The organism is Tenacibaculum profundicola (assembly GCF_057220795.1).
The window spans coordinates 2359296-2381485 of record NZ_CM170137.1; the positions used below are offsets into that span (position 1 = coordinate 2359296).

A 22190-nucleotide genomic window follows, 5' to 3' on the forward strand; every position below is an offset into this window, starting at 1 on the left:
CGTTATGATTATTCATACGCTTGATGTATGTATTGTGCGTATTTTTTTTGATTTAAATTATCTCCTGTCTTATAAAAGTGAACTGCTCCGTTTGCCCTCATGAAAAAATGAGCTAAACTCACTTCTTCTAGTAACCCTCCTTTAAACAAATCATCTCTTACAGGTCCTTTCACTCCTGCGAAATAAAAATTTATCTGTCTTTTTTTATAGTAACGGATACGTTCTTTAAGCATTTCAACTCCTGTACTATCCACCCGGTTAATACTCTCTGCATCTAGTACAATCAATTTTAAATTTTCTCCTTTTCTATCTACCATTTCCTCTAACTTATCTCTGAAATAACTAGCATTTGCATAGAACAATTGCGCATCAAACCTAAATACTAAAACCTCTTTATCGATCAAAACTTCCTTAAATCGATTTTTATTTCTGTAGAAATCGGAATCCGGCACCTTTCCTAATTCTGCAATATAAGGTCTAGATGTTCTAAAAATCAACAAAATAAGAGAAAGCCCCACCCCTGTTAGAATTCCATATTCTATTCCAAAAAATAATGTGGATAAAAAAGTAGCCAGCAACAACCAAAAATCGAGGTTATTAGCACTCCATAATCGTTTAGCTTCTTTCACATTGATAAGGTTAAAAACAGCTACAATAATTATGGCTGACAGTATCGTTTTAGGAAGATGGTAAAACACAGGTGTTAAAAACAATAAGGTTAATATGACCAATACAGCCGAAATAATCGCTGAAACTCCTGTTTTTCCTCCAGATTCTGAATTGATCGCAGATCTAGAAAAGCTCGATGCGGATGGATAGGACTTGAAAAATGATCCGACGATATTACTCAACCCAAGTGCTACCAATTCTTGATTGGGCCGTATTCTGTATTCATCTTGTTTTGCCTCTAAGGTTTTTCCTATTGATATAGTTTCTAGGTACCCTACTAAAACAAGTGTCAAGGCTATAGGCATTAACTCTTTAATCAGTTCAAGGTCTATAACAGGCATGGTGAAACTTGGTAATCCAGAAGGAACATCTCTAATAATTGCCACTCCTGCCCAGCTTTTCCCAAAGTATTTTATAATAACAATCCCTAGAATTACGACAATCAATGCATTGGGTATTTTTTTATTTATTTTCCTAAAAACAATAATAATACCACAAGCCACTAAACCAATAATAGTTGTATTCTTATCATAATATTGAATTCTACTCATAATATCCTCAAAGAGAATATAAATCTGATCACTCTGCAAAAAGTCAACTCCAAACAAGTTTTTAAATTGATTCAATCCTATTATAAGCGCCACAGCCGATGTAAAACCAGTAATTACGGGTCGAGAAAGGAAATTAACAATAAACCCCAATCTAAATATCCCCATCAAAAACTGAATTATCCCCACCACAAATGCCAACAAAATAGCAATGGTTATATAACTTTCAGACCCTGTTAACGCCAATGTAGAAACTCCTGTTGCAACAATTAATGAGTCCATCGCAACGGGCCCTATTGCCACTTGACGAGACGACCCAAATATAGCGTACATCAATTGAGGAACCAATGCGGCATACAAACCATAGATTGGTGGTAGCCCAGCAATTAAGGCATATGCTATTCCTTGTGGAATTAACACTATGGCCACTGTTATCCCTGCAACTACATCATCTCGAAGTTGAGATTTCTTGTAGTTGGGCAACCATTCTAAAATAGGTATAAGTTTCTTTATAAGTTTCATTCTTTATACAGCATACTATCTTACATCAAAACTAAAATAATTCTCTTTGTGAAGATCCTTTTATTCTTCCTAAATGTTTATAAGCCAAATCTGTTACTTCACGACCTCTGGGAGTTCTCATTATAAACCCCTGTTGTATTAAAAAAGGCTCATAGACTTCTTCTATAGTTTCTGGGTTTTCAGCCACGGCTGTTGCCAATGTTGTTAAGCCAACTGGGCCTCCTTTAAACTTATCAATAATAGTGCTTAAAATTTTGTTATCCATCTCATCTAAACCATGAGTATCGACATTCAAGGCATTTAAGGCGTATTTGGCAATCTCTATATTTATGTTGCCATCTCCTTTTATTTGAGCGAAATCTCTAACTCTTCTTAACAAAGCATTGGCAATACGAGGAGTTCCTCTACTTCTTCCTGCGATTTCAATGGCAGCTTCCATCGAGGTAGGTACTTTCAAAATAAAAGCACTTCTTTGTAAAATTGTACTTAGTAGCTCTGTTGAATAATAATGTAGTCTACTACTAATTCCAAAACGGGCTCTCATTGGTGCTGTTAATAAGCCAGAACGCGTTGTAGCTCCAATTAACGTAAAAGGTTCTAAATTTATTTGAACCGTACGTGCATTAGGCCCTGACTCAATCATGATATCAATTTTAAAATCCTCCATGGCAGAATACAAATATTCTTCCACAATTGGACTTAAACGATGAATTTCATCAATAAAGAGTACATCTCTTTCATCTAAGTTGGTAAGTAATCCGGCTAGATCACCTGGCTTATCCAATACAGGCCCTGAGGTGACTTTAATACCGGCATCAAGTTCATTTGCTAAAATATGAGCTAAGGTTGTTTTTCCTAAACCAGGAGGACCATGAAACAATGTATGATCAAGTGCCTCATCACGCTGATTAGCAGCCTCTACAAAAATTTTTAAGTTCTCAATTGCTTGATCTTGACCAGTAAAATCATCAAATGAAAGTGGACGAAGTTTCTTTTCGATATCAATTTCTTCATTCGAATAGTTATTCTTTTCTGGATTTAAATGCTCATTCATACGTCTACAAATATACTTTAAATAATACGTTAATTTTGTAATAAAAGTTACGCTTAAAATTTAAACCCTCAAAATAAAAATCTTCCATAAATTATGTATTCTTGAACTACCTGATACATTCAGAATTTTTCTTGTGCTCCTATTTTCTAATATCCAACATTAATGTTTATGATTAACTGCTAACCTCCAAAAAGTTCAATTTGCCTTATACAATCCATTTGTAAGACGTATGAATAACCCTAGAAAGCACATTGTCTAACAACATACTATATCAATTAACCGGCAGGTACTTCTTTTATAAATTCTGTGTTAATTTAACCAGAGATCACAAAAATATAGAACTCATAAAGAAAACAACTAAATAACTGACTATAAACCACCTAAAGAGATTTTTTTTTGTAGTTTTAACATCAGAATCAATTATTAACCTACTAAAAACTTATTCACATCACTACTGCTGTATAATAAAATAGTAATCAAACTTAGTTTATAGGAATCTTTATATCTAATTAACCATGAGAAACCGTAAACATTTATTATCTTTAATTACAGTATTTTTTCTTTCAATTGCGTATGCGCAAAATTCACGGCCAAACAAAACTAACAAAGTTAGTTGGAAAGGAAAATTAACATATCAATTTGTACCAAGTATAAAAAAACAAATAGAACAAGGTACGTTTATCCCTGCCAAAATTGATAAAAGCAATCGTTTTGGAAAGGACAAGAAAAGAAAAGGAAACAAAGTCGTTCCTGGTAAAGGGCTACCGAAAAAATTTGACCCTCTAGTTCATCATCAAAATAGACATGCTAAACAACGTGTAAGGTCTACAAGTTTAACTTTTGAAACGACAAATCTAACCGCTAATCCGTCTGACCCTACAGGGGCCATTGGTAGAGATTACTACATTGCTGCATGGAATGTTGCCTTCAGAATATTTAATAAAGATGGAACTCCAGCCACAGATGCGGCCAGTTTAGCTACACTATTTCCTGGCGGTGCAGATGGTGACCCAATAGTTCTTTACGACGCTGCAGTAGATAGATATATTGTAACTGAATTTGAAGATAATCCGAATGGCTTTCATGTAGCTATATCCGAGAATAGCGATCCTGTAAACGGCGGTTGGCATATTTATAGTGCAGATTCTTTCCAAACCGAAATGTTTCCTGATTACACGAAGTTTTCTATATGGTCAGATGGATATTATGTTACCGCAAACTATACACAAGGTTCAGCACCTATATGGGTATTAGATAGAGATAAAATGCTTGCAGGAGACCCTAATGCAGGTATCCAAGCCTTTGATTTACCAGGGATTGTAACAAATGGTTTTGCTAGCCCTCAAGTATTCAATGTTACAGATGGTAATTTGCCAGCAAGAGGTAATGCTACCCTTGTATATATGCAAGACGATGCTTGGCAGGGCATTGATGCTGACCATTTAAAACTATGGACTGTAAATGTTGATTGGGATGATTCGAGTAATTCAACAATATCAGCTCCCGTTGAAATCCATACCTCACCTTTCATCTCTGTTTTTGATGGTGGATCTTTTCATAACTTAACGCAACCCAATGGAATAGATATAGATGTCATTCAAGGAGCTATTATGAATCAAGCTCAATTCAGAAAATTTGACACACATAATTCTGTTGTTTTTAATTTTGTCGTAAATACAAATTCCGAAGACGAATTAGCAGGTGTTAGATGGTACGAATTAAGACAGGAGGGAGACGGAAAGCCTTGGTCAGTGTATCAAGAAGGGACTTATACTGCTCCCGAGGGAAGACATGCTTTTGCCGCAAGCATGGCGATGGATGGTGATGGAAATATTGGAATGGGCTACTCTTCTTTGAGCACAGAAGAACGTATATCTCTAAGGTATTCTGGAAGGTTTCATGACGACCCGTTAAATACCATGACTGCATTGGAAGAATTAATCGTTCTAAGTAACACTGATAGTCCCGGACACCGATATGCAGACTATTCCCATCTTACTGTTGACCCTTCTAATAATTCAGATTTTTGGTTTGTTAGTGAGTTCTTTAAAGGCGATCAAAGAAGTAACATGGCCGCTGTTTTTCAACTGTCCGAACCTCTAACCAACGATCTAGGGATTACAAGTATTAACGCACCTACTAATGGTTCTTTAACCAGCTCAGAAGCTATAACTGTAAGCATTAAAAATTTTGGCAAAAATAATCAATCTAACTTCCCTGTTAGCTATTCTATTGATGGCGGGAATATTATTACTGAAACTTATACAGGTACAATTACACAAAATAGTACCGCTCAATATACATTTACTCAAAACGCAGATTTTTCCAACAACAACCAAACCTATACCATTGAAGCATTTACTGAATTAGACACTGATGAAAACAACACTAATAATAGTAACACTATTACCGTAACTAACTCTTTAGAATATTGTATTCCGACTGCTACAGAGGGATGTAATGTAGATGGAATTAAAAAGTTTGTTTTAGGTTCCATTAATGCAGATAATGGTGACAATGGCTGTAATAGTACAGGAGATATAAAGGGCTATGTAGATAGAAAGCATTTATCAACTGACATCGATAAAGCTACAGATGAACATCTTTTACAAGCCCAGCATAATTGGCAAACCAACCCAAGTGGAGAAGGTTTATCTGTTTGGATAGATTTTGACGACAGTGGTACCTTTGAATCTGTTGAACAAGTAATTATGGGCGAATCATTCTCTTTAGCAAATGATTTACAGGACTTTAATTTTAGCATCCCTGAATCAGCCAATTTAGGAACTTATGTTTTAAGGGCTAAGGCTATTGATATAACATCACAAGGTGATATCAATAATCCTTGTTCTGATTTTCGCTTTGGGGAAGTTCATGATTATATTGTAAATATAGTGGACACTGAATTAAGCACAGATGATATTGTCTTGAACAAATCAGAATTAAAAGTGTTAACTCTAGCTAATAAGCAATTTGAATTTCAATTAACGACGCCATATACCGACATTATCAGTTTTAGAGTTTACGATATCTTAGGTAAAACGGTAGTATTTAATAACATATCAAAAGAAGGTGATATGTATAAATATTCATTAGATATGTCATACACTTCACCTGGTACATACATGGTAAGAATGGGAGGTAAAAAGGATTATAAAAGCTTCAAAATGCTAGTAAAATAGTACCAGTTATTGTTTGATACGATTTACTGTAAAAGAAAATGAGTGTTTTTTTCTTTATATGAGATAGAAAAATCAATAATAGCAGTAGCTATGATTTCTTTATATATTGAAATAGAATGGGAAAAAGGACGTTTTATTACGGTAAATTCAAATGGTAAATGGTATAAGTTACAAAACAAAAAACCTTTACATGTCTGTAAAGGTTTTTGTAAATTTTATGCTATTATGTTACGAAGGTTCTTCTCCTTCTAATAATGGTGTTGATTGTAATACAAAATCTTTACCATGCAGGTATTCACCATTTTCATCAGTTTTACTATAGTCATATGCCCATCTATGAACTTCTGGAATGGCACCTGGCCAATTTCCATGAATATGTTCTACCGGTGTAGTCCACTCTAAAGTATTAGACTTCCAAGGGTTTTGCGATGCTTTTTGCCCTCTATATATTGAAATAAAGAAGTTCGCCAAGAATATTAATTGGGCGACACCACCAATAATGGCCATTACCGTCATAAATACATTAATATTGGTTAAATCATCGAACATTGGGAAGTTTGAATTTGTATAATAACGACGTGGTAAACCAGCCAACCCAATAAAATGCATTGGGAAAAACACCCCATAAGCAGAAATAATGGTAATCCAGAAATGCCAGTAACCCAAAGTCTTATTCATCATTCTACCGTACATTTTCGGGAACCAATGATACACACCAGCAAACATTCCGAATAAGGCAGAAACTCCCATTACTAAGTGAAAGTGCGCCACTACAAAATAAGTGTCATGCACATTAATATCTAATGCTGAATCTCCTAATACTAAACCTGTTAACCCTCCTGTTACAAAGGTCGAAACTAGACCTATTGAGAACAACATTGCAGGGTTCATTTGTAAATTTCCTTTCCATAAGGTGGTCACGTAGTTAAACGCTTTCACCGCCGATGGAATTGCAATTAATACCGTTGTAAAAGTAAATACAGAACCTAAGAAAGGGTTCATTCCTGAAATAAACATATGGTGCCCCCATACAATCGTTGATAAGAATGCGATTGCCATAATGGATCCAATCATGGCACGATACCCGAAAATAGGTTTACGTGCATTTGTAGAAATTACTTCCGAGGTTAACCCCAAGGCTGGTAATAATATAATATATACTTCTGGATGTCCTAAGAACCAGAACAAGTGTTCAAATAATACAGGTGATCCACCTTGATAATGCAATACTTCACCAGAAATAAAAATATCCGATAAGAAGAAGGATGTTCCGAAGCTTCTATCAAAAATTAATAATAATGCCGCTGATAATAATACTGGGAACGATATAACACCGATAATTGCTGTAATAAAGAACGCCCACATTGTTAATGGCAATCTAGTCATTTTCATTCCTTTGGTACGCAAGTTTAATACGGTTACGATATAATTTAACGATCCGATTAATGAAGACGCAATAAATATCGCCATAGATACTAACCAAAGTGTCATTCCTGTTCCTGAGCCAGGGATTGCTTGTGGTAAGGCTGATAACGGCGGATAAATAGTCCATCCAGCCGATGCAGGTCCTGCTTCAACAAACAGTGAAATTACCATTATCACCGATGATAAGAAAAACAACCAATACGATACCATATTCAAAAAGCCTGAAGCCATATCACGTGCTCCAATTTGTAATGGTATCAATAGGTTAGAGAATGTTCCACTCAAACCTGCTGTTAATACAAAGAATACCATAATTGTACCATGAATTGTCACCAATGCTAGGTACATATCTGGATTCATAATTCCATCAGTTTGATGATTTGCTCCAATAAACGCTTCTACTATCGAAAAAGACGTTTCTGGCCATGCAATCTGTAAACGGAATAACATTGACATAAATACTCCAATGATACCCATAAACATTCCAGTTATCAAGAATTGTTTTGAGATCATTTTGTGATCTGTACTGAAAAAGTACTTCGTTACAAATGTTTCTTTGTGGTGATGATCTGACATAATCTATACCTTTATATCTATTTTTAAAAATATCTTATTTAATAACTTGCGCTAACGTTTTTTGTTCTGCTAGCCACTCTTCGTATTTGGCTTCCTCTACAACAGTTATTTTCATTTGCATGTTATAGTGAGACGCTCCACAAATCTTATTACAAAGTAATAAGTAGTCAAACTCATAAGGATCTTCTCCTTTAGCCGCTCTAATTTTATTGATTCCTTTGGTTTTTGCAATCACTTCAGAATTTTGTCTCATTTCCTCTGTCGTATACTTAGGCGTAAAAGCAAACTGAGTTACCATACCTGGTACACAATTCATCTGTGCTCTAAAGTGAGGCATGTATGCTGAGTGCAATACATCTTGTGAACGAAACTTGAACAATACCTTTCTGCCTTTAGGAAGATAAAGCTCTGTAACTTGCTTATCATCTTTAGCATTGGGGTCTGACATGTCAACTCCCATAGTATTTTGTTTGTTAATATCAATGAAGTTTACATTACCCAAACCTAGTTCATTATCTTGGCCTGCATATCGAGCATCCCATCTAAACTGTTGTGAGTACACTTCAATAAGAATTGGGTTTTCATCGTCACCAACATACATTATATTGTTCCATTGCCATAAACCGTAACCGATTAGTATAACAATTGTCACCGCCGGAATGGTGGTCCATAACAATTCTAATTTATGGCTATCTGCGTAAAACAAGGCCTTTTTATCTTTGTTTCCTCTGTACTTATACGTAAAAAAGAAGATTAAAAATTGCATTGCGAATTGAACAACTCCAATCAACCAAAATGTAATATCAAAAAGGTTATCATCGTGTTCTCCTTCTACAGAAGCTGATTCTGGTAACAAATAAACATTCATTCCAATTAGGCAATAAATCATCATTGCGTAAAGAAAAACAAGAAACCCTAAAGCAATTTTACCTTGAGTATTGTTGTCTTTATCTGTAGCAATTACAGAACGGAAATTCATAATACGAGTTATTTGCCAAAAGCTAACTCCTATCGCAACTGCTATAAAAATGTAAAATAAAGCGAGCATAATATATCTAAACTATTATTGTTATAATTTTATTATTAATGATGATTACTATCTTCTCCTCTGTGTTGGATGTTATAGTAATGATGTGTTTCACTTTCATGTAAGAAAGGGTTCCCTTTAGGCAGTGGACTTGCCTTTTCAAATGCACTAAACGTGGCAAAAATGAACAATCCAATAAAGAATAATATTCCACTCATTTCACCTATACCAAAGCCCCATTGACCTCCTACTGTTCCAGGCATAATCATAACAAATAAATCTACATAATGACCTATTAAGATTACAATACCTCCTAAAAGTACTAACCAAGGTATACTTTTAAAGTCACTATTGATTAGTAATAATACTGGGAAAATAAAGTTTAATACTACCATTCCTAAAAACGGTAATTTATATTCATTAAATCGTTGTAAAAAATAGGTTGTTTCTTCAGGCATATCAGCATACCATATTAACATAAATTGTGCAAACCATAGGTAGGCCCAAAATACAGAAAAACCAAACATAAACTTTGCCAAGTCGTGAATATGACTATCATTAACAAATGGTAAAGCTCCTTTCGCACGTAAATAAATAGTTACGAAAGCGATTACTGTTAAAGCAGAGACAATAAAGGTAGCTAATACGTACCATCCAAACAATGTAGAGAACCAGTGAGGATCTATACCCATAATCCAATCCCAAGACATCATTGACTCAGTGATCATAAATAAAAGCACAAATGCTACACTAATATTATACAGATTCTTATGTAATTTTAAATCTCCATTGTCCTGTTGTATAGATTTTCTTCTTAAGATATACCTAAACACATTCCAAACTACCAAGTAAAAAACACTTCTCATTGCCCAACCTGGTACATTCATCCACCATTTTTTCCCATCAACTATCGGATCATAATTTGAGCTTTGCGGATCAAATACGCCGTCTGCCATCCAAGGGAATAAATGATTTTGATGCATTACTGTTAGTATGATAAACACAAGCATCAAAACACTCACATAATGTAGGTTATTGGAGATTGCTTCCATTACTCTAAACAATGCAATTGACCAACCTGCTTGAGCCACTCTTTGTGCCGCGTAAAAAGCTAACACTAATAAGGTAACTCCTAAAGAAAATAACATGGCTACATAAAAAGCCGACCAAGGTCTGTTTTGCATTTGATGAAAGGCATGTTCTGCGTGTGCATCGTGTGATTCACCATGCGCTTCTCCATGTGCATCTTTAGATTCTTCGTGATGTGCTGTAACCTTATCTTCGTGATGAGCTACTTCAGTACTTACTTTTACGTTCTCAGCATCATGTGCTGTATCGGCTGCATGCGCACTATCATCAGAAGCCTCTGTATGAGTTGCCTCTACGTGCTCAGCATTCCCTTCTTCACTATGTGCTTTTACTGCTTCATGACTTTCAACTTTAGTCTCTGCAGCATGATGTTTCTCTTCTTCATGCGCTGAGTCACTTCCATGACCTCCATGATGCGCATCCTGCTGTTTTGCCAAAATTTCTTTTGCTTCTTCAAGAGAACTAGGCGTAGTCATAAAACTCCACGCTGTACCTAGAACACCAATAACCATTAAAGCGAGCGCAAATATTTTTAATTTTCCTGTAAACTGATACATATCTTTTAAACTATCTATTATAGAATTATTTTAATTCGCTTTTTAATTTTTCCACATACTGAACAACTTGCCAACGTTCTTCATATCTCAACTGAGAAGCATGAGATCCCATTAAGTTTTTACCATGCATAATCACGTGGTATATACTTCCTTCTGTAATATTTCTTGCCGCATCGTTGTACTTAGGTATTCCACTAAATTTATCTCTTTGCGATAAGATTCCATTTCCATCACCTTTTTTACCATGACAGGCTGCACAATAGATGGTATATAGCTCTTTTCCTTTCGCTAGGTTGGCTTCATTAAGCTCTAATGGGTTTTTTAATTCTGTTTTGGCTTTTTCATACCCTTCATTAGTATCTGCAATATCATAGGCAACGATACCATTTCTACTTACCGTACCAGCTACAGGTTGTCTGTTCACTACTACACCACCCGCAGACGAAACTCCATTAGCATCGTAAGGAACTGACACATACATATCAGGCATATATTGCACCTGAGGTTTACGTTTGTCATTACAAGAACCAATGCTTGCGACTACTATTAAAGCTAAAATTATTTTTAAACTTTTCATACTTTCCTTAATTAATGCTTTTCTACTACGTTAATTTCTACGGCTCCAGTTTCTGCTAATAAACTTTTTAATTCTTCTTCATTTCCATGAACAGGAATTTCCATTAAAAAATGATCATCAGTTGTTCTTGGATCTGGGTTTTCAGCTTTCTTAAAAGGCCATATTCTGCTTCGCATGTAAAATGTAATTACCATGAGGTGAGCTGCAAAAAACACCGTTAATTCAAATAGAATAGGCACAAATGCCGGCATATTAGAAGCCCATGAGAAACTTGGCTTACCACCGATATCTTGAGGCCAATCTGCAATCATGGTATACCATGTTAACCAAACAGCCACTGAAGTACCGGTAATTCCATATAAAAAAGCCGTAATTGCCAAACGCGTTGGCGCTAACCCCATTGCTTGATCTAATCCGTGAACTGGAAATGGACAAAATACCTCTTCTATATGGTGATGATCAGCCTTTACTTTCTTAACGGCATCCATTAAGATATCATCATCATTATATAATGCGTGAATTACTTTATTAGTGCTCATTGTTCTCCTCTCTTAATTTTTTAAAGTTTTCTCCTGAAGATTTCAAAATAGTCTTAATCTCTGCCGTAGGAATTACAGGGAATGTTCTTGCATATAATAAGAATAATACAAAGAAAAACCCAATAGTTCCGATAAATATACCTACATCAACAAAGGTTGGTTCAAAACGCCACCACGTAGATGGTAATTGTCCTTTACTCAACACTATTGCGATAATATCAAAACGCTCAAACCACATACCTATATTAATGGCAATCGACACTAAGAAAGAAACGATAAAGCTTCTTCTTAATCTTTTTATCCATAAAATCTGAGGTATTATAATATTAAAAATCATTAATGACCAGAATGCCCATCCATAAGCTCCAGCTTCTGCTCCAAATGATAAATACGTGTAATTTTCATAAGGTGAACCTGTATACCATGCAATAAAAAATTCTGTTGCATAGGCTACTGCTACGATCCCTCCCGTTAAAATAATTACTATATTCATGTACTCTACATGCAAACGAGTAATGTATGCTTCCATATTGGTTACCTTACGCATGATCCCTAAAAGGGTTTGTACCATTGCGAACCCTGAGAAAATTGCCCCTGCCACAAAATAAGGAGGGAAAATTGTCGAGTGCCATCCTGGATTAACCGAGGTAGCAAAGTCCATCGATACAATCGTATGTACCGAAAGTACTAATGGAGTAGCTAAACCAGCTAATACCAATGATACTTCTTCAAAACGTTGCCAATCTTTAGCTCTACCCGACCATCCAAATGATAGTAAGGCGTATATTTTCTTTTGGAAAGGTTTTACAGCTCTATCACGAATGGTTGCAAAATCAGGCAATAACCCCGTCCACCAGAAAACTAATGATACAGATAAATAGGTAGAAATCGCAAATACGTCCCATAATAAAGGAGAGTTAAAGTTTACCCATAACGATCCGAACTGGTTTGGAATAGGCAATACCCAATATCCATTCCAAGGACGTCCCATGTGTATAATTGGGAATAACCCTGCCTGAAATACGGCAAATATGGTCATTGCTTCTGCAGAACGGTTGATTGCCATTCTCCATTTTTGACGGAATAACAACAATACGGCCGAGATTAAGGTACCTGCGTGACCGATACCTACCCACCATACGAAGTTGGTAATATCCCATGCCCAACCAATGTTTTTATTTAATCCCCATACACCAATACCAGTACCTACGGTGTAAAAGATACATCCAAACCCCCATAACATTGCTGCTAAAGAGATATAGAATGCTATATACCAATTCTTGTTTGCTTTTCCTTCAATAGGCCTTGCAATATCCTCTGTAATATCGTGGTAACTCTTGCTACCGAGTATTAAAGGTTCTCTATAAGATGATTCGTAATGAGACGACATAAATCTATATACTTAGTTATATTATTATTAGGCTTCGTTTGTATTTCTTACTTTCACTTGATATACTACATTTGGTTTTGTTCCAATATAGTCTAGTACGTGGAAAGCTCTCTTGTCTTCTACTAAAGGTGTTACTGGGTCTTCCGGGTTGTTTACGTCTCCGAACACCATAGATCCTGATGAACATGCCGCAGAACAAGCGCAGGCATCATTAAATTCATCTTTTCTTACAGTTCTACCTTCACGTTTTGCTTTTAAGATAACTTCTTGCGTTGATTGAATACAGAACGAACATTTTTCCATAACTCCACGTGAACGTACGACAACATCTGGATTTAACACCATTTTACCGTACTCATTGTTCATATTGAAGTCAAATTCGTCATTGTTTGAGTAATTAAACCAGTTGAAACGACGAACTCTATAAGGACAGTTATTTGCACAATAACGAGTTCCTACACAACGGTTATACGCCATTTGATTTTGACCTTGACGACCGTGCGATGTAGCTGCTACTGGACATACCGTTTCACAAGGAGCGTGATTACAGTGCTGACACATCATTGGTTGAAAAGCGACCTGTGGGTTCTCTGCAGAATTTTCTAATGCATCAAACAGGTCTCCTTTGCTCAATCCTAACACATCTTCCGTGTACTTTCTTTCCAACTCTTGGTTCGCGATATTCCCTAACTCTTTGCTCACCATCGCTTCAATTTCATCCTTTGAAGACTCTGGGTACTTTGCTGAATATTTTTCGTTTAGTTTAGTTCTGTATTGTTCCTTAAACTCATCTAACGACAAATCTCCTTGTACTCTAGAAGAGTAGTAACGATCAATACGTAACCAATGCATATCTCTACCTACACGCATTTCATGCTTCCCTACTACAGGTACATTATTTTCAGCATGACATGCCACCACACAGGCACCACATCCGGTACATGATGTTAAGTCAATAGATAATTTAAAGTGATGTCCGATACTTCTATCATGGTCTTCCCATAAATCAATGGTACTTCCTTCTACTTCTTGGTGGTCATAAGAAACCATATATGGTTTGTTCCACGTATGCTTTGGGTCTAATGACTTATCATTTACTTCTTTTAAAGAAGCTTCTTTTAATATGTCATGACGCCCTGCTAAGGTACTTTGAACCTGCATACAGGCAAACTTATGCCATCCTAATGTTTTTTCTATAGAAACGTTGTACTGAATATTGCTTCCGTCTTTGTAAAATGGATACGCATTCACTCCAACTTGCATTTCTTCTTTCAATCCGTGTGTTCTACCGTATCCTAAAGCTAAACCAAAAGATCCTTTAGCTTGCCCTGGCTGTATTATTACAGGGATATTTTTTATGGTAACTCCATTAACGGTTACATTGGCATAATTACCATCAATAGCTCCGTTATCTTTTACTGGATTCTCAAAACCTAACTCTCTGGCATCTGCCATTGACATCGTTAAGTAGTTATCCCAAGAAGCACGTGTAATTGGATCTGGTAATTCTTGTAACCATGGGTTATTTGCTTGTTTACCATCTCCTAAACCAGTAGAGGTAAATAAGTTTAATTCGTATTTTGAAGTCTTCGTTGCTGTTAACAATTCAGAAGCAACTACACTTAAATCTACTGAAGATTCTAATGCTTTTGGCGCGTCTAAACTTCCTTCAGCTTTAAAGAATCCATCATGTAATGCTTGATTCCATGACTTTCCTCCTAAAATATTGGTCGCCCAAAATTCTTTCAGGGTGTCATAATAGTTCGTTGTACTTCCAGACCATTTTAACAATACATCTTGTAACTGACGCGTATTAAATAATGGTTGTATGGTCGGTTGTACCAAACTATACTTCCCTTCTTCAATTACTACATCTCCCCATGATTCTAAATAGTGAGGTGTAGGTAAGCTATATTGTGTTATGTTAGCGGTATCATCATTTTGCGTTGATAGTGCAACCGATAACTTCACTTTCTTTAATCCTTCGTTAAAATCGGCCGTATTCGGTAATGTATATACTGGATTCACATTATACGTAATCAAACCTGCTACTTTACCAGACTTCATGTCCGCAGCTAACTGCGCTACTTCCTTATCATTACCCTGTCTAGTATAAATCGGCTTGTTTACATCAATAACATCACTATTCAATGCCTTGTTTATTGCTAAGGCAATCAATTGTGCATTCTTATCATTTATTCCAGTAACCACAACTCCTTTAGAACCTGCTTCCTTTAAAGCAACTGCCAGTTGCTTAACTTCAGCATCTACAGGTGTTGCTTTTGAAGGTAAGTTACCTCCCGTAATTTCGTTGTATAAATTGATTAAGGCATATACCTGATTAGATGGCTTTAGAATCAGACGCTTATCAGCATTCGCTCCGGTTAAAGACATGTTACTCTCTAACTGAACGTGGTATGACATTTTGCCTGAGTTCACCTTTCTTCCTTCTACATAACTCTTCTCAAAACCTCCATGCCAATCACCTAAAAAGTCAGCTCCAACAGAAGCAATAACTTTAGCATCACTAAAATCATAGTTCGGTAAAGCACGCTTGCCATACATAGCTTCAAAAGCTTCTAGTGCACCGTTTTCAGAAATGGCATCATACACTACATGCTTCACATTAGGATATGCTGCGATAAAATCAGCGATAACTTTTTCAGTAGAAGGACTTGCAAGGGTACCTGTTAGTAACACTACTGGTTGATTTGCTTCTTTCAACCCGTTTAATGTTGCCATAATTTCTTTGTCAGCTTCTGACCAAGTAATAGTAGCACTTCCTTTTTTAGGATCTTTTAAACGCAGTCGTTCATCATATAAAGATAAAATAGAAGCCACGGTTCTTGCATTAATATCTGCACCTGCTTCTTTATTAGGCATTACTAAAATAGGACGCCCTTCTCTTGTTTTAACTAATACGTTTGCAAAATCAAATCCGTCTGCCATGGTAGTTGCATACCAATCAGCAACACCTACAACGATATCGTTTGGTTGTACTACGTAAGGGATTGATTTTCTTACCGGACCTTCACACGCCGCTAATGATGCAGCAGCCGTTGTAAATCCAACATATTTTAAGAAATCTCTACGTGAAGTTGATGATGTTTCTAATGTTTCTTTATCTCCTAAAAACTCATCTGTAGGAATATCCTGTACAAACTCATTATTACGCAGCGTTTCAACAATAGAACTACCTTTTAGTTCCTCAACACTTTGCCAGTATTTTTTGTTTGAAGCCATTTATATACGTGTTTTTCTACTTTCTAATTGATTAATAGTGGCACTTACCACATTCTTTCCCCCCTAACTGTGCAATGGTTACTTGCTCTACGCCGTACTTTTCAGCTAATTCTTTATGAATTTTAGCATAGTACTCGTTACCCTTCAAGTCAACCTTAGTCTCCTTATGACAATCGATACACCAACCCATTGTTAATGGAGAGTATTGATATACTTCTTCCATTTCTTCAACAGGACCATGACACTTTTGACATTTAAGCCCTGCAACCGTTACGTGTTGCGAGTGATTAAAGTATGCGAAATCAGGTAAATTATGAACTCTAACCCACTTTACTGGCTTTGTTTCACCTGTGTACTCAAATTTGTCAGCATCCCATCCGGCAGCCTCATAAATTTTTGCTATTTCTTTATCTAAATCTTTCTTGGTTAGCGTCACATCGTCCATAACCACTTTCGTACCTTCCGATACATCAGATATATTTTTATGACAGTTCATACAAACATTTACAGAAGGAATTCCTGAATGCTTGCTGTGTTTTGCTGCAGAGTGACAATATTGACAGTCTATTTTATTATCTCCAGCATGAATTTTATGTGAGAATGCTATTGGCTGAATCGGCTGATATCCTGTATCTACACCCACCTTAAACAAGGTTCCGAATAAGAAATAGGCGGCCATTAACGCTGCAAAAATTGCAAACAACACATGCAAGAACGTGTTTTTCTTAATGCCTTCCCATAACTCAGCCGCTTGCCCTAACAATCCTGGAGTTTTAGGCGCACCTTTTAACTCACTAATCGTTTTTAACAAACTTGCAATAATCATAAACGCTACAAAAATTGCAGCCGCCATAATATAAATTAACCAACTTGGACCTTTAGGCTCAACAGGAACCGGACCTCCATTTTCACTCTCTTTTTCAATCTCCCCTACAGTAGTATAATATAGAATATCATCAATATTCTTATCTGTTAACTGAGGAAAAGCGGTCATTGCGGTTGTAGAAAATGCTGACGCTTCCACTGCTAAGGCATCTCCAGAAGCGGTAAGCTGCGAGTTATTTCTAATCCATTTCTTCAACCACTCATTTTCATATTTTTCCTCGACACCACCAAGCTTTGGCCCTACAAGCTTCTTTTCTAACTTGTGACAAGACGAACAAAGGCTTTTGAATAATTTTTTCCCTTCTTTTTGTCTCGCCTCGTCGACTTCTTGCGAATAGGTCGAAAAACTTACTAAAAAGATTAAAAAGAAAGCTAGACTCTTTAAGAGCATTTGAGTTAATCTACTGTGATGTTTCACACTTTTCATACTATAAAATATAAGTTCTGTATCTATTTTGGTACAATTTCTTCCGTATGCCTAATGAAAAGAGGTAACAGAAAGTTGCACAAAAGTACTACTTCTCTCCAAATTGTGAAATGCTATGAGTTTCCTAACTTGTAATTTATATTAATTCTAAATAATCCGCTAGAACAATCTATTATTTAACAAGTTGTTACTTTTGTATAAAGTTTAGTGAATCATGAGAAATAAACATACACTTGTAATTTTCTTATTGCTTTTTGTTGGTAGCATTTTTAATGTTTCTGCGCAATCGAATTATAACGATACCGAAGCCATAAAAAGTTTAATAGAAAAAAAGAGAGAATACAATAAAACAAATAAAACTGGTTATAGAATACAACTCTATAATGGCCTAGAAAAAAGAGCAAAGAGTATTAAACATCGGTTTCAAATCGAGTTTCCTCATACCTCTACATATCTTGGGTATGACGCGCCAGAATGGAAAATTCAAGTTGGTCATTATAAAACCAGACTAGAGGCCGATCGCGCCCTAAATTGGATTCGTGAAAAGTTTTCTGGAGCTATTGTAGTACCCATCTAATGCTTTGTATAACCTATAATTGATTGTTGTAATTTAACATCAGAAATGGTTTAAAAAAACAAAAAGCTACCAAACATTTGTTGTTTGGTAGCTTCTTTTTTTATCTTAACGTTATGCCTTTATAAATGGCTTTTATCTTTTCGTTTCTTAACTAAATTTCCTTTAAAAAACTTGCCTTTTCCGCTAATGCTCAAATGTCATGGGGCGGGGCCTATTAGAGATTTTAATGCTAAAAAAGCATACTCTTAAAACACAGAAAAACTAACTCACAAATAATAGTAGGGCAGCTTTATATTTATTGTTGTTTTGCTTACTCTTAACCGCCACTAGTTGCAAACTAGCCTTTACTTTGTCATACTAGCGCTATCGGAGCATCACCGACAACTGACAACTGATCATTGAAAACTGATCATTGTAACCGCTCACTCTTAACCGCCACTAGTTGCAAACTAGCCTTTACTTTGTCATACTAGCGCTATCGGAGCATCACCGACAACTGACAACTGATCATTGTAACCGCTCACTCTTAACCGCCACGAGAAAGGATTCTCGCGTAGCATCACTCTTTATCGCTCATTCGCGCGGGAGCGGGGGATCACCGACAACTGACAACTGATCATTGAAAACTGATCATTGTAACCGCTCACTCATACCCGCCACGAGAAAGGATTCTCGCGGTAGCATCACTCTTTATCGCTCATTCGCGCGGGAGCGGGGGATCACCGACAACTGACAACTGATAATTGAAAACTGATCATTGTAACCGCTCACTCATACCCGCCACGAGAAAGGATTCTCGCGGTAGCATCACTCTTTATCGCTCATTCGCGCGGGAGCGGGGGAAGGACAACTTTCTTCTTATAATAAAGAAATTATAAAACGTATCAATGATATTGAGAACTTACCAGAAGAAGACAAAAACCACCTTTTTTATCTTATTGACAATCTTGTCAAAGCTGCTAAACTTAAAACATTATAACACAAAAAAACTACCTCACAATTTAATGTAAGGTAGCTTTTATATTTATTGTTTGTTTGCTTACTCATTATCGCCACTAGTTCCAAACTAGCGGGAGCGGGGTAGATTTATTTTTATCTAACTCTTATTACTTACTCATACTCGGCACAGATTACAAATCCGCGCTATCGAGGTTTGCTCACTCATACCCGCCACTAGTTACAAACTAGCGGGAGCGGGGGCTTTTTTAAGAGATTTTAATGCTAAAAAAGCATATTCTTAAAAAACAAAAAGCTATCGGTTAGGATAGCTTTTTTACTTTCTAATTTATATAGTTTTACCTGATTCTATTTTTAATTTCAATTCCTTAAACCAAGATTCAGCAACATCGTGGGCAGTTTTATCCTTTTTATTAGAATAATGTAATTCATAATCTAAATTAGAATTAAACTTACCTGTCTTAGGGTAATACTCCATTTTTATTTGAGTTGGAGACTCCTTTCCTGACTTACTAAACATATCAACTAATTTTCTTAAGTCTGCCGTTCCATATTTAGAAAAATTAGTTTGATTTAAATCTGACACATCATAATTACGTCCTGTGTCATTTATTTTATGCTTTTTTAATAATTGCCCATCAATTTCAAAAAAAGCATTAAAATGAATATAATTTTCTTCATTTGAACAAAAAACATAAATGCCATTCACATTTTTGTCATCATTTTTAACATATTCAAAAGCCAATGATATCATTGAGTTAGTTATGTTCTCAAACTTTTTCTTAAAACTTTTTTCTTTAGAAATTCCAAACATATTATGGATTTTTATTTTTTATTGGTTCTGGAGTAAATACTTCCCCATCTATTTTATAAGTAACATCAAAACTATCAGGTCTTACTGAATCTCCTTTGTACTTCAATTTAATATCAACTTCCACCTTTTTACCTGCTTTAATAGCGATGCCAAAACTAAAAAAGCTTACTCCTAAGAAACAACAAAAAAACTACCTCACAATTTAATGTAAGGTAGCTTTTATATTTATTGTTTGTTTGCTTACTCATTATCGCCACTAGTTCCAAACTAGCGGGAGCGGGGGATAATTGAAAACTGATCATTGTAACCGCTCACTCATACCCGACACGAGAAAGGATTCTCGCGGTAGCCGTTACTTTAACATACTCGCGCCAGCGGGGGAAAGATTCTCGCGGTAGCCGTTACTTTGACATACTCCCGCCATCAGGGATGCCAAAACTAAAAAAGCTTACTCCTAACAACAAAAAAACTACCTCACAATTTAATGTAAGGTAGCTTTTATATTTATTGTTTGTTTGCTTACTCATTATCGCCACTAGTTCCAAACTAGCGGGAGCGGGGAATTGCTAAATCTCCAGAAACCATTTCTATAGCAAAACTTTTTACCCAATTAGATTTTTTAGCTTTTTTAAAATCAGCAGGATTTAAACCCTCTATATTTCTTAAGGTTATAACTTGTCCTGATTCTATGTGATTAGGATTATCTTGAATTGTTGGATTGTAACTGATTATATCATTGACTGCGCTTTAAATGCTAAAATTCACGACTATCAACTCAAGAAATATTTTGATGATAAAGTAGATAATGGTAAAAATAAAATGCTCGTTTTAAACAACATTAGAAACAAAATTTTACATCGTGTTTTTGCAGTAATAAAAAGACAGCAACCTTATGTTAATACTCATAATTTTGCTGCCTAAAATTTATTGCTTTTTATTTGTTTTTATCCATAGAATGCGGGAGCCGTTACTTTGTCATACTAGCGCTATCGGAGGTACTCCTAACAAATAATAAAACCACAACTATCGCTGTGGTTTTATTACTATTCTATTGTTTTTAAAAATTAAATTCTTATTGCTTACTCTTAACCGCCACTAGTTACAAACTAGCGGGAGCCATTAGTTTGACATACTAGCGCTATCGGAGACTTTAACGCTAAAAAAGCATACTCCTAACAAACAAAAAACTACCTCACAATTTAATGTAAGGTAGCTTTATTTTTATACAATTCTTATTGCTTACTCTTAACCGCCACTAGTTACAAACTAGCGGGAGCGGGGGAATCTTATATCCTATAGCAGACTCTATAGCTACACCTATCGGATCCATTGCCACTACCATTTGCCTTTGAATTGCTAAATCTCCAGAAACCATTTCTATAGCAAAACTTTTTACCCAATTAGATTTTTTAGCTTTTTTAAAATCAGCAGGATTTAAACCCTCTATATTTCTTAAGGTTATAACTTGTCCTGATTCTATGTGATTAGGATTATCTTGAATTGTTGGATTGTAACTGATTATATCATTGACTGCGACACCTGTTAATTTTGATATAGTAGATATATTATCTCCATTTCTTATAGTAAAAAATCGGGCAGTCCAATCCTTATTGGTTGTTATTCTAAACTCTTCTAAACCTTCTAACTCAATTGCGGCAAAACAGACCCTTCTGTTTCTACTGTAGAAAAAATTACTAAAGCTCTTGGTATTACTATGGCTGAACTATTTACCAGTTCTAATGATTTAAAAGAAGTCCATTCTTTAAACAAAACACTAATGGAAAGAGTCTCTTTAATTGATAGCCTTAACAAAGAAGAACAAAAAACTATTTTCACTATACTTGATGCCTTTATTTCTAAACGCAAGCTTAAAAGCTCTTTAAAAACAGTTCTTAACGATATTGATTAACTTAAAACTAACTCAAAAAAAAACCTTTACATCTCTGTAAAAGCTTTCTCCTTTTTATAACTTAATATTTATACTTCTAATATCGCTTACTCGCAATCGCCACTAGTTACAAACTAGCGGGAGCGGGGGCTAAACTTAAAACATTATAACACAAAAAAACTACCTCACAAAACAATGTAAGGTAGCTTTATTTTTATACAATCTTATTACTTACTCATACTCG

The 22190-nt window shown here is 35.6% G+C and carries 16 protein-coding genes; 4 read left to right on the forward strand and 12 right to left on the reverse strand.

All coding sequences use genetic code 11. The features are described 5' to 3' along the window. Positions 1-8: 8 nt before the first annotated feature. Positions 9-1739 (reverse strand): SulP family inorganic anion transporter, encoded by a 1731-nt coding sequence (locus AC2TDS_RS10145; RefSeq protein ID WP_484735475.1) that lies wholly within the window; start codon positions 1737-1739, stop codon positions 9-11. A gap of 31 nt (positions 1740-1770) precedes the next feature. Beyond that, a complete protein-coding gene (ruvB, locus tag AC2TDS_RS10150) occupies positions 1771-2793 on the reverse strand; it encodes a Holliday junction branch migration DNA helicase RuvB (RefSeq protein ID WP_484735476.1) in 1023 nt (340 codons plus the stop codon). 515 nt (positions 2794-3308) lie between these two features. Between ruvB and AC2TDS_RS10155 the strand changes: the two genes are divergently transcribed. Then, on the forward strand, positions 3309-5975 hold the full coding sequence (locus tag AC2TDS_RS10155) for a GEVED domain-containing protein (protein WP_484735477.1): 2667 nt from the start codon (positions 3309-3311) through the stop codon (positions 5973-5975). 228 nt (positions 5976-6203) lie between these two features. Here AC2TDS_RS10155 and AC2TDS_RS10160 read toward each other — a convergent pair whose 3' ends face one another. The 8 genes from AC2TDS_RS10160 to AC2TDS_RS10195 are packed head-to-tail and all read right to left on the reverse strand — an operon-like array spanning position 6204 to position 17710. After that, a complete protein-coding gene (locus AC2TDS_RS10160) occupies positions 6204-7976 on the reverse strand; it encodes a cytochrome c oxidase subunit I (protein ID WP_484735478.1) in 1773 nt (590 codons plus the stop codon). 34 nt (positions 7977-8010) lie between these two features. Then, complete coding sequence (locus AC2TDS_RS10165; protein ID WP_484735479.1) at positions 8011-9024, reverse strand: cytochrome c oxidase subunit II; 1014 nt, start codon at positions 9022-9024, stop codon at positions 8011-8013. 35 nt (positions 9025-9059) lie between these two features. Continuing rightward, a complete protein-coding gene (locus AC2TDS_RS10170) occupies positions 9060-10649 on the reverse strand; it encodes a histidine-rich protein (RefSeq protein WP_484735480.1) in 1590 nt (529 codons plus the stop codon). A gap of 25 nt (positions 10650-10674) precedes the next feature. Continuing rightward, positions 10675-11226, reverse strand: coding sequence for a c-type cytochrome (locus AC2TDS_RS10175; RefSeq protein ID WP_484735481.1), 552 nt, complete (start codon positions 11224-11226; stop codon positions 10675-10677). 11 nt (positions 11227-11237) lie between these two features. Beyond that, on the reverse strand, positions 11238-11765 hold the full coding sequence (locus AC2TDS_RS10180; RefSeq protein WP_484735482.1) for a DUF3341 domain-containing protein: 528 nt from the start codon (positions 11763-11765) through the stop codon (positions 11238-11240). Then, on the reverse strand, positions 11755-13155 hold the full coding sequence (nrfD, locus tag AC2TDS_RS10185) for an NrfD/PsrC family molybdoenzyme membrane anchor subunit (RefSeq protein ID WP_484735483.1): 1401 nt from the start codon (positions 13153-13155) through the stop codon (positions 11755-11757). The genes AC2TDS_RS10180 and nrfD overlap by 11 nt, the downstream gene beginning before the upstream one ends. 27 nt (positions 13156-13182) lie before the next feature. Continuing rightward, the gene (locus tag AC2TDS_RS10190; protein ID WP_484735484.1) at positions 13183-16398 is read right to left on the reverse strand and encodes a TAT-variant-translocated molybdopterin oxidoreductase; all 3216 of its coding nucleotides are present in this window, start codon (positions 16396-16398) and stop codon (positions 13183-13185) included. A gap of 31 nt (positions 16399-16429) precedes the next feature. After that, positions 16430-17710: a c-type cytochrome gene (locus tag AC2TDS_RS10195; protein WP_484735485.1), complete on the reverse strand. Its 1281-nt coding sequence runs from the start codon at positions 17708-17710 to the stop codon at positions 16430-16432. A gap of 214 nt (positions 17711-17924) precedes the next feature. Between AC2TDS_RS10195 and AC2TDS_RS10200 the strand changes: the two genes are divergently transcribed. After that, positions 17925-18287 carry an SPOR domain-containing protein gene (locus AC2TDS_RS10200; RefSeq protein ID WP_484735486.1) on the forward strand — a complete coding sequence of 121 codons (363 nt, stop codon included), beginning with the start codon at positions 17925-17927 and terminating at the stop codon, positions 18285-18287. 1285 nt (positions 18288-19572) lie between these two features. Here AC2TDS_RS10200 and AC2TDS_RS10205 read toward each other — a convergent pair. Beyond that, the gene (locus AC2TDS_RS10205) at positions 19573-20058 is read right to left on the reverse strand and encodes a hypothetical protein (protein WP_484735487.1); all 486 of its coding nucleotides are present in this window, start codon (positions 20056-20058) and stop codon (positions 19573-19575) included. A 1-nt stretch (position 20059) separates the two neighbouring features. Continuing rightward, a complete protein-coding gene (locus AC2TDS_RS10210) occupies positions 20060-20206 on the reverse strand; it encodes a DNA/RNA non-specific endonuclease (protein WP_484738934.1) in 147 nt (48 codons plus the stop codon). 557 nt (positions 20207-20763) lie between these two features. Here AC2TDS_RS10210 and AC2TDS_RS10215 point away from each other — a divergent pair. Together AC2TDS_RS10215 and AC2TDS_RS10220 are read left to right on the forward strand one after the other, a co-directional pair. Beyond that, a complete protein-coding gene (locus AC2TDS_RS10215; protein WP_484735488.1) occupies positions 20764-20979 on the forward strand; it encodes a hypothetical protein in 216 nt (71 codons plus the stop codon). A 793-nt stretch (positions 20980-21772) separates the two neighbouring features. Then, positions 21773-21967 (forward strand): hypothetical protein, encoded by a 195-nt coding sequence (locus tag AC2TDS_RS10220; protein ID WP_484735489.1) that lies wholly within the window; start codon positions 21773-21775, stop codon positions 21965-21967. Positions 21968-22190: the final 223 nt, after the last annotated feature.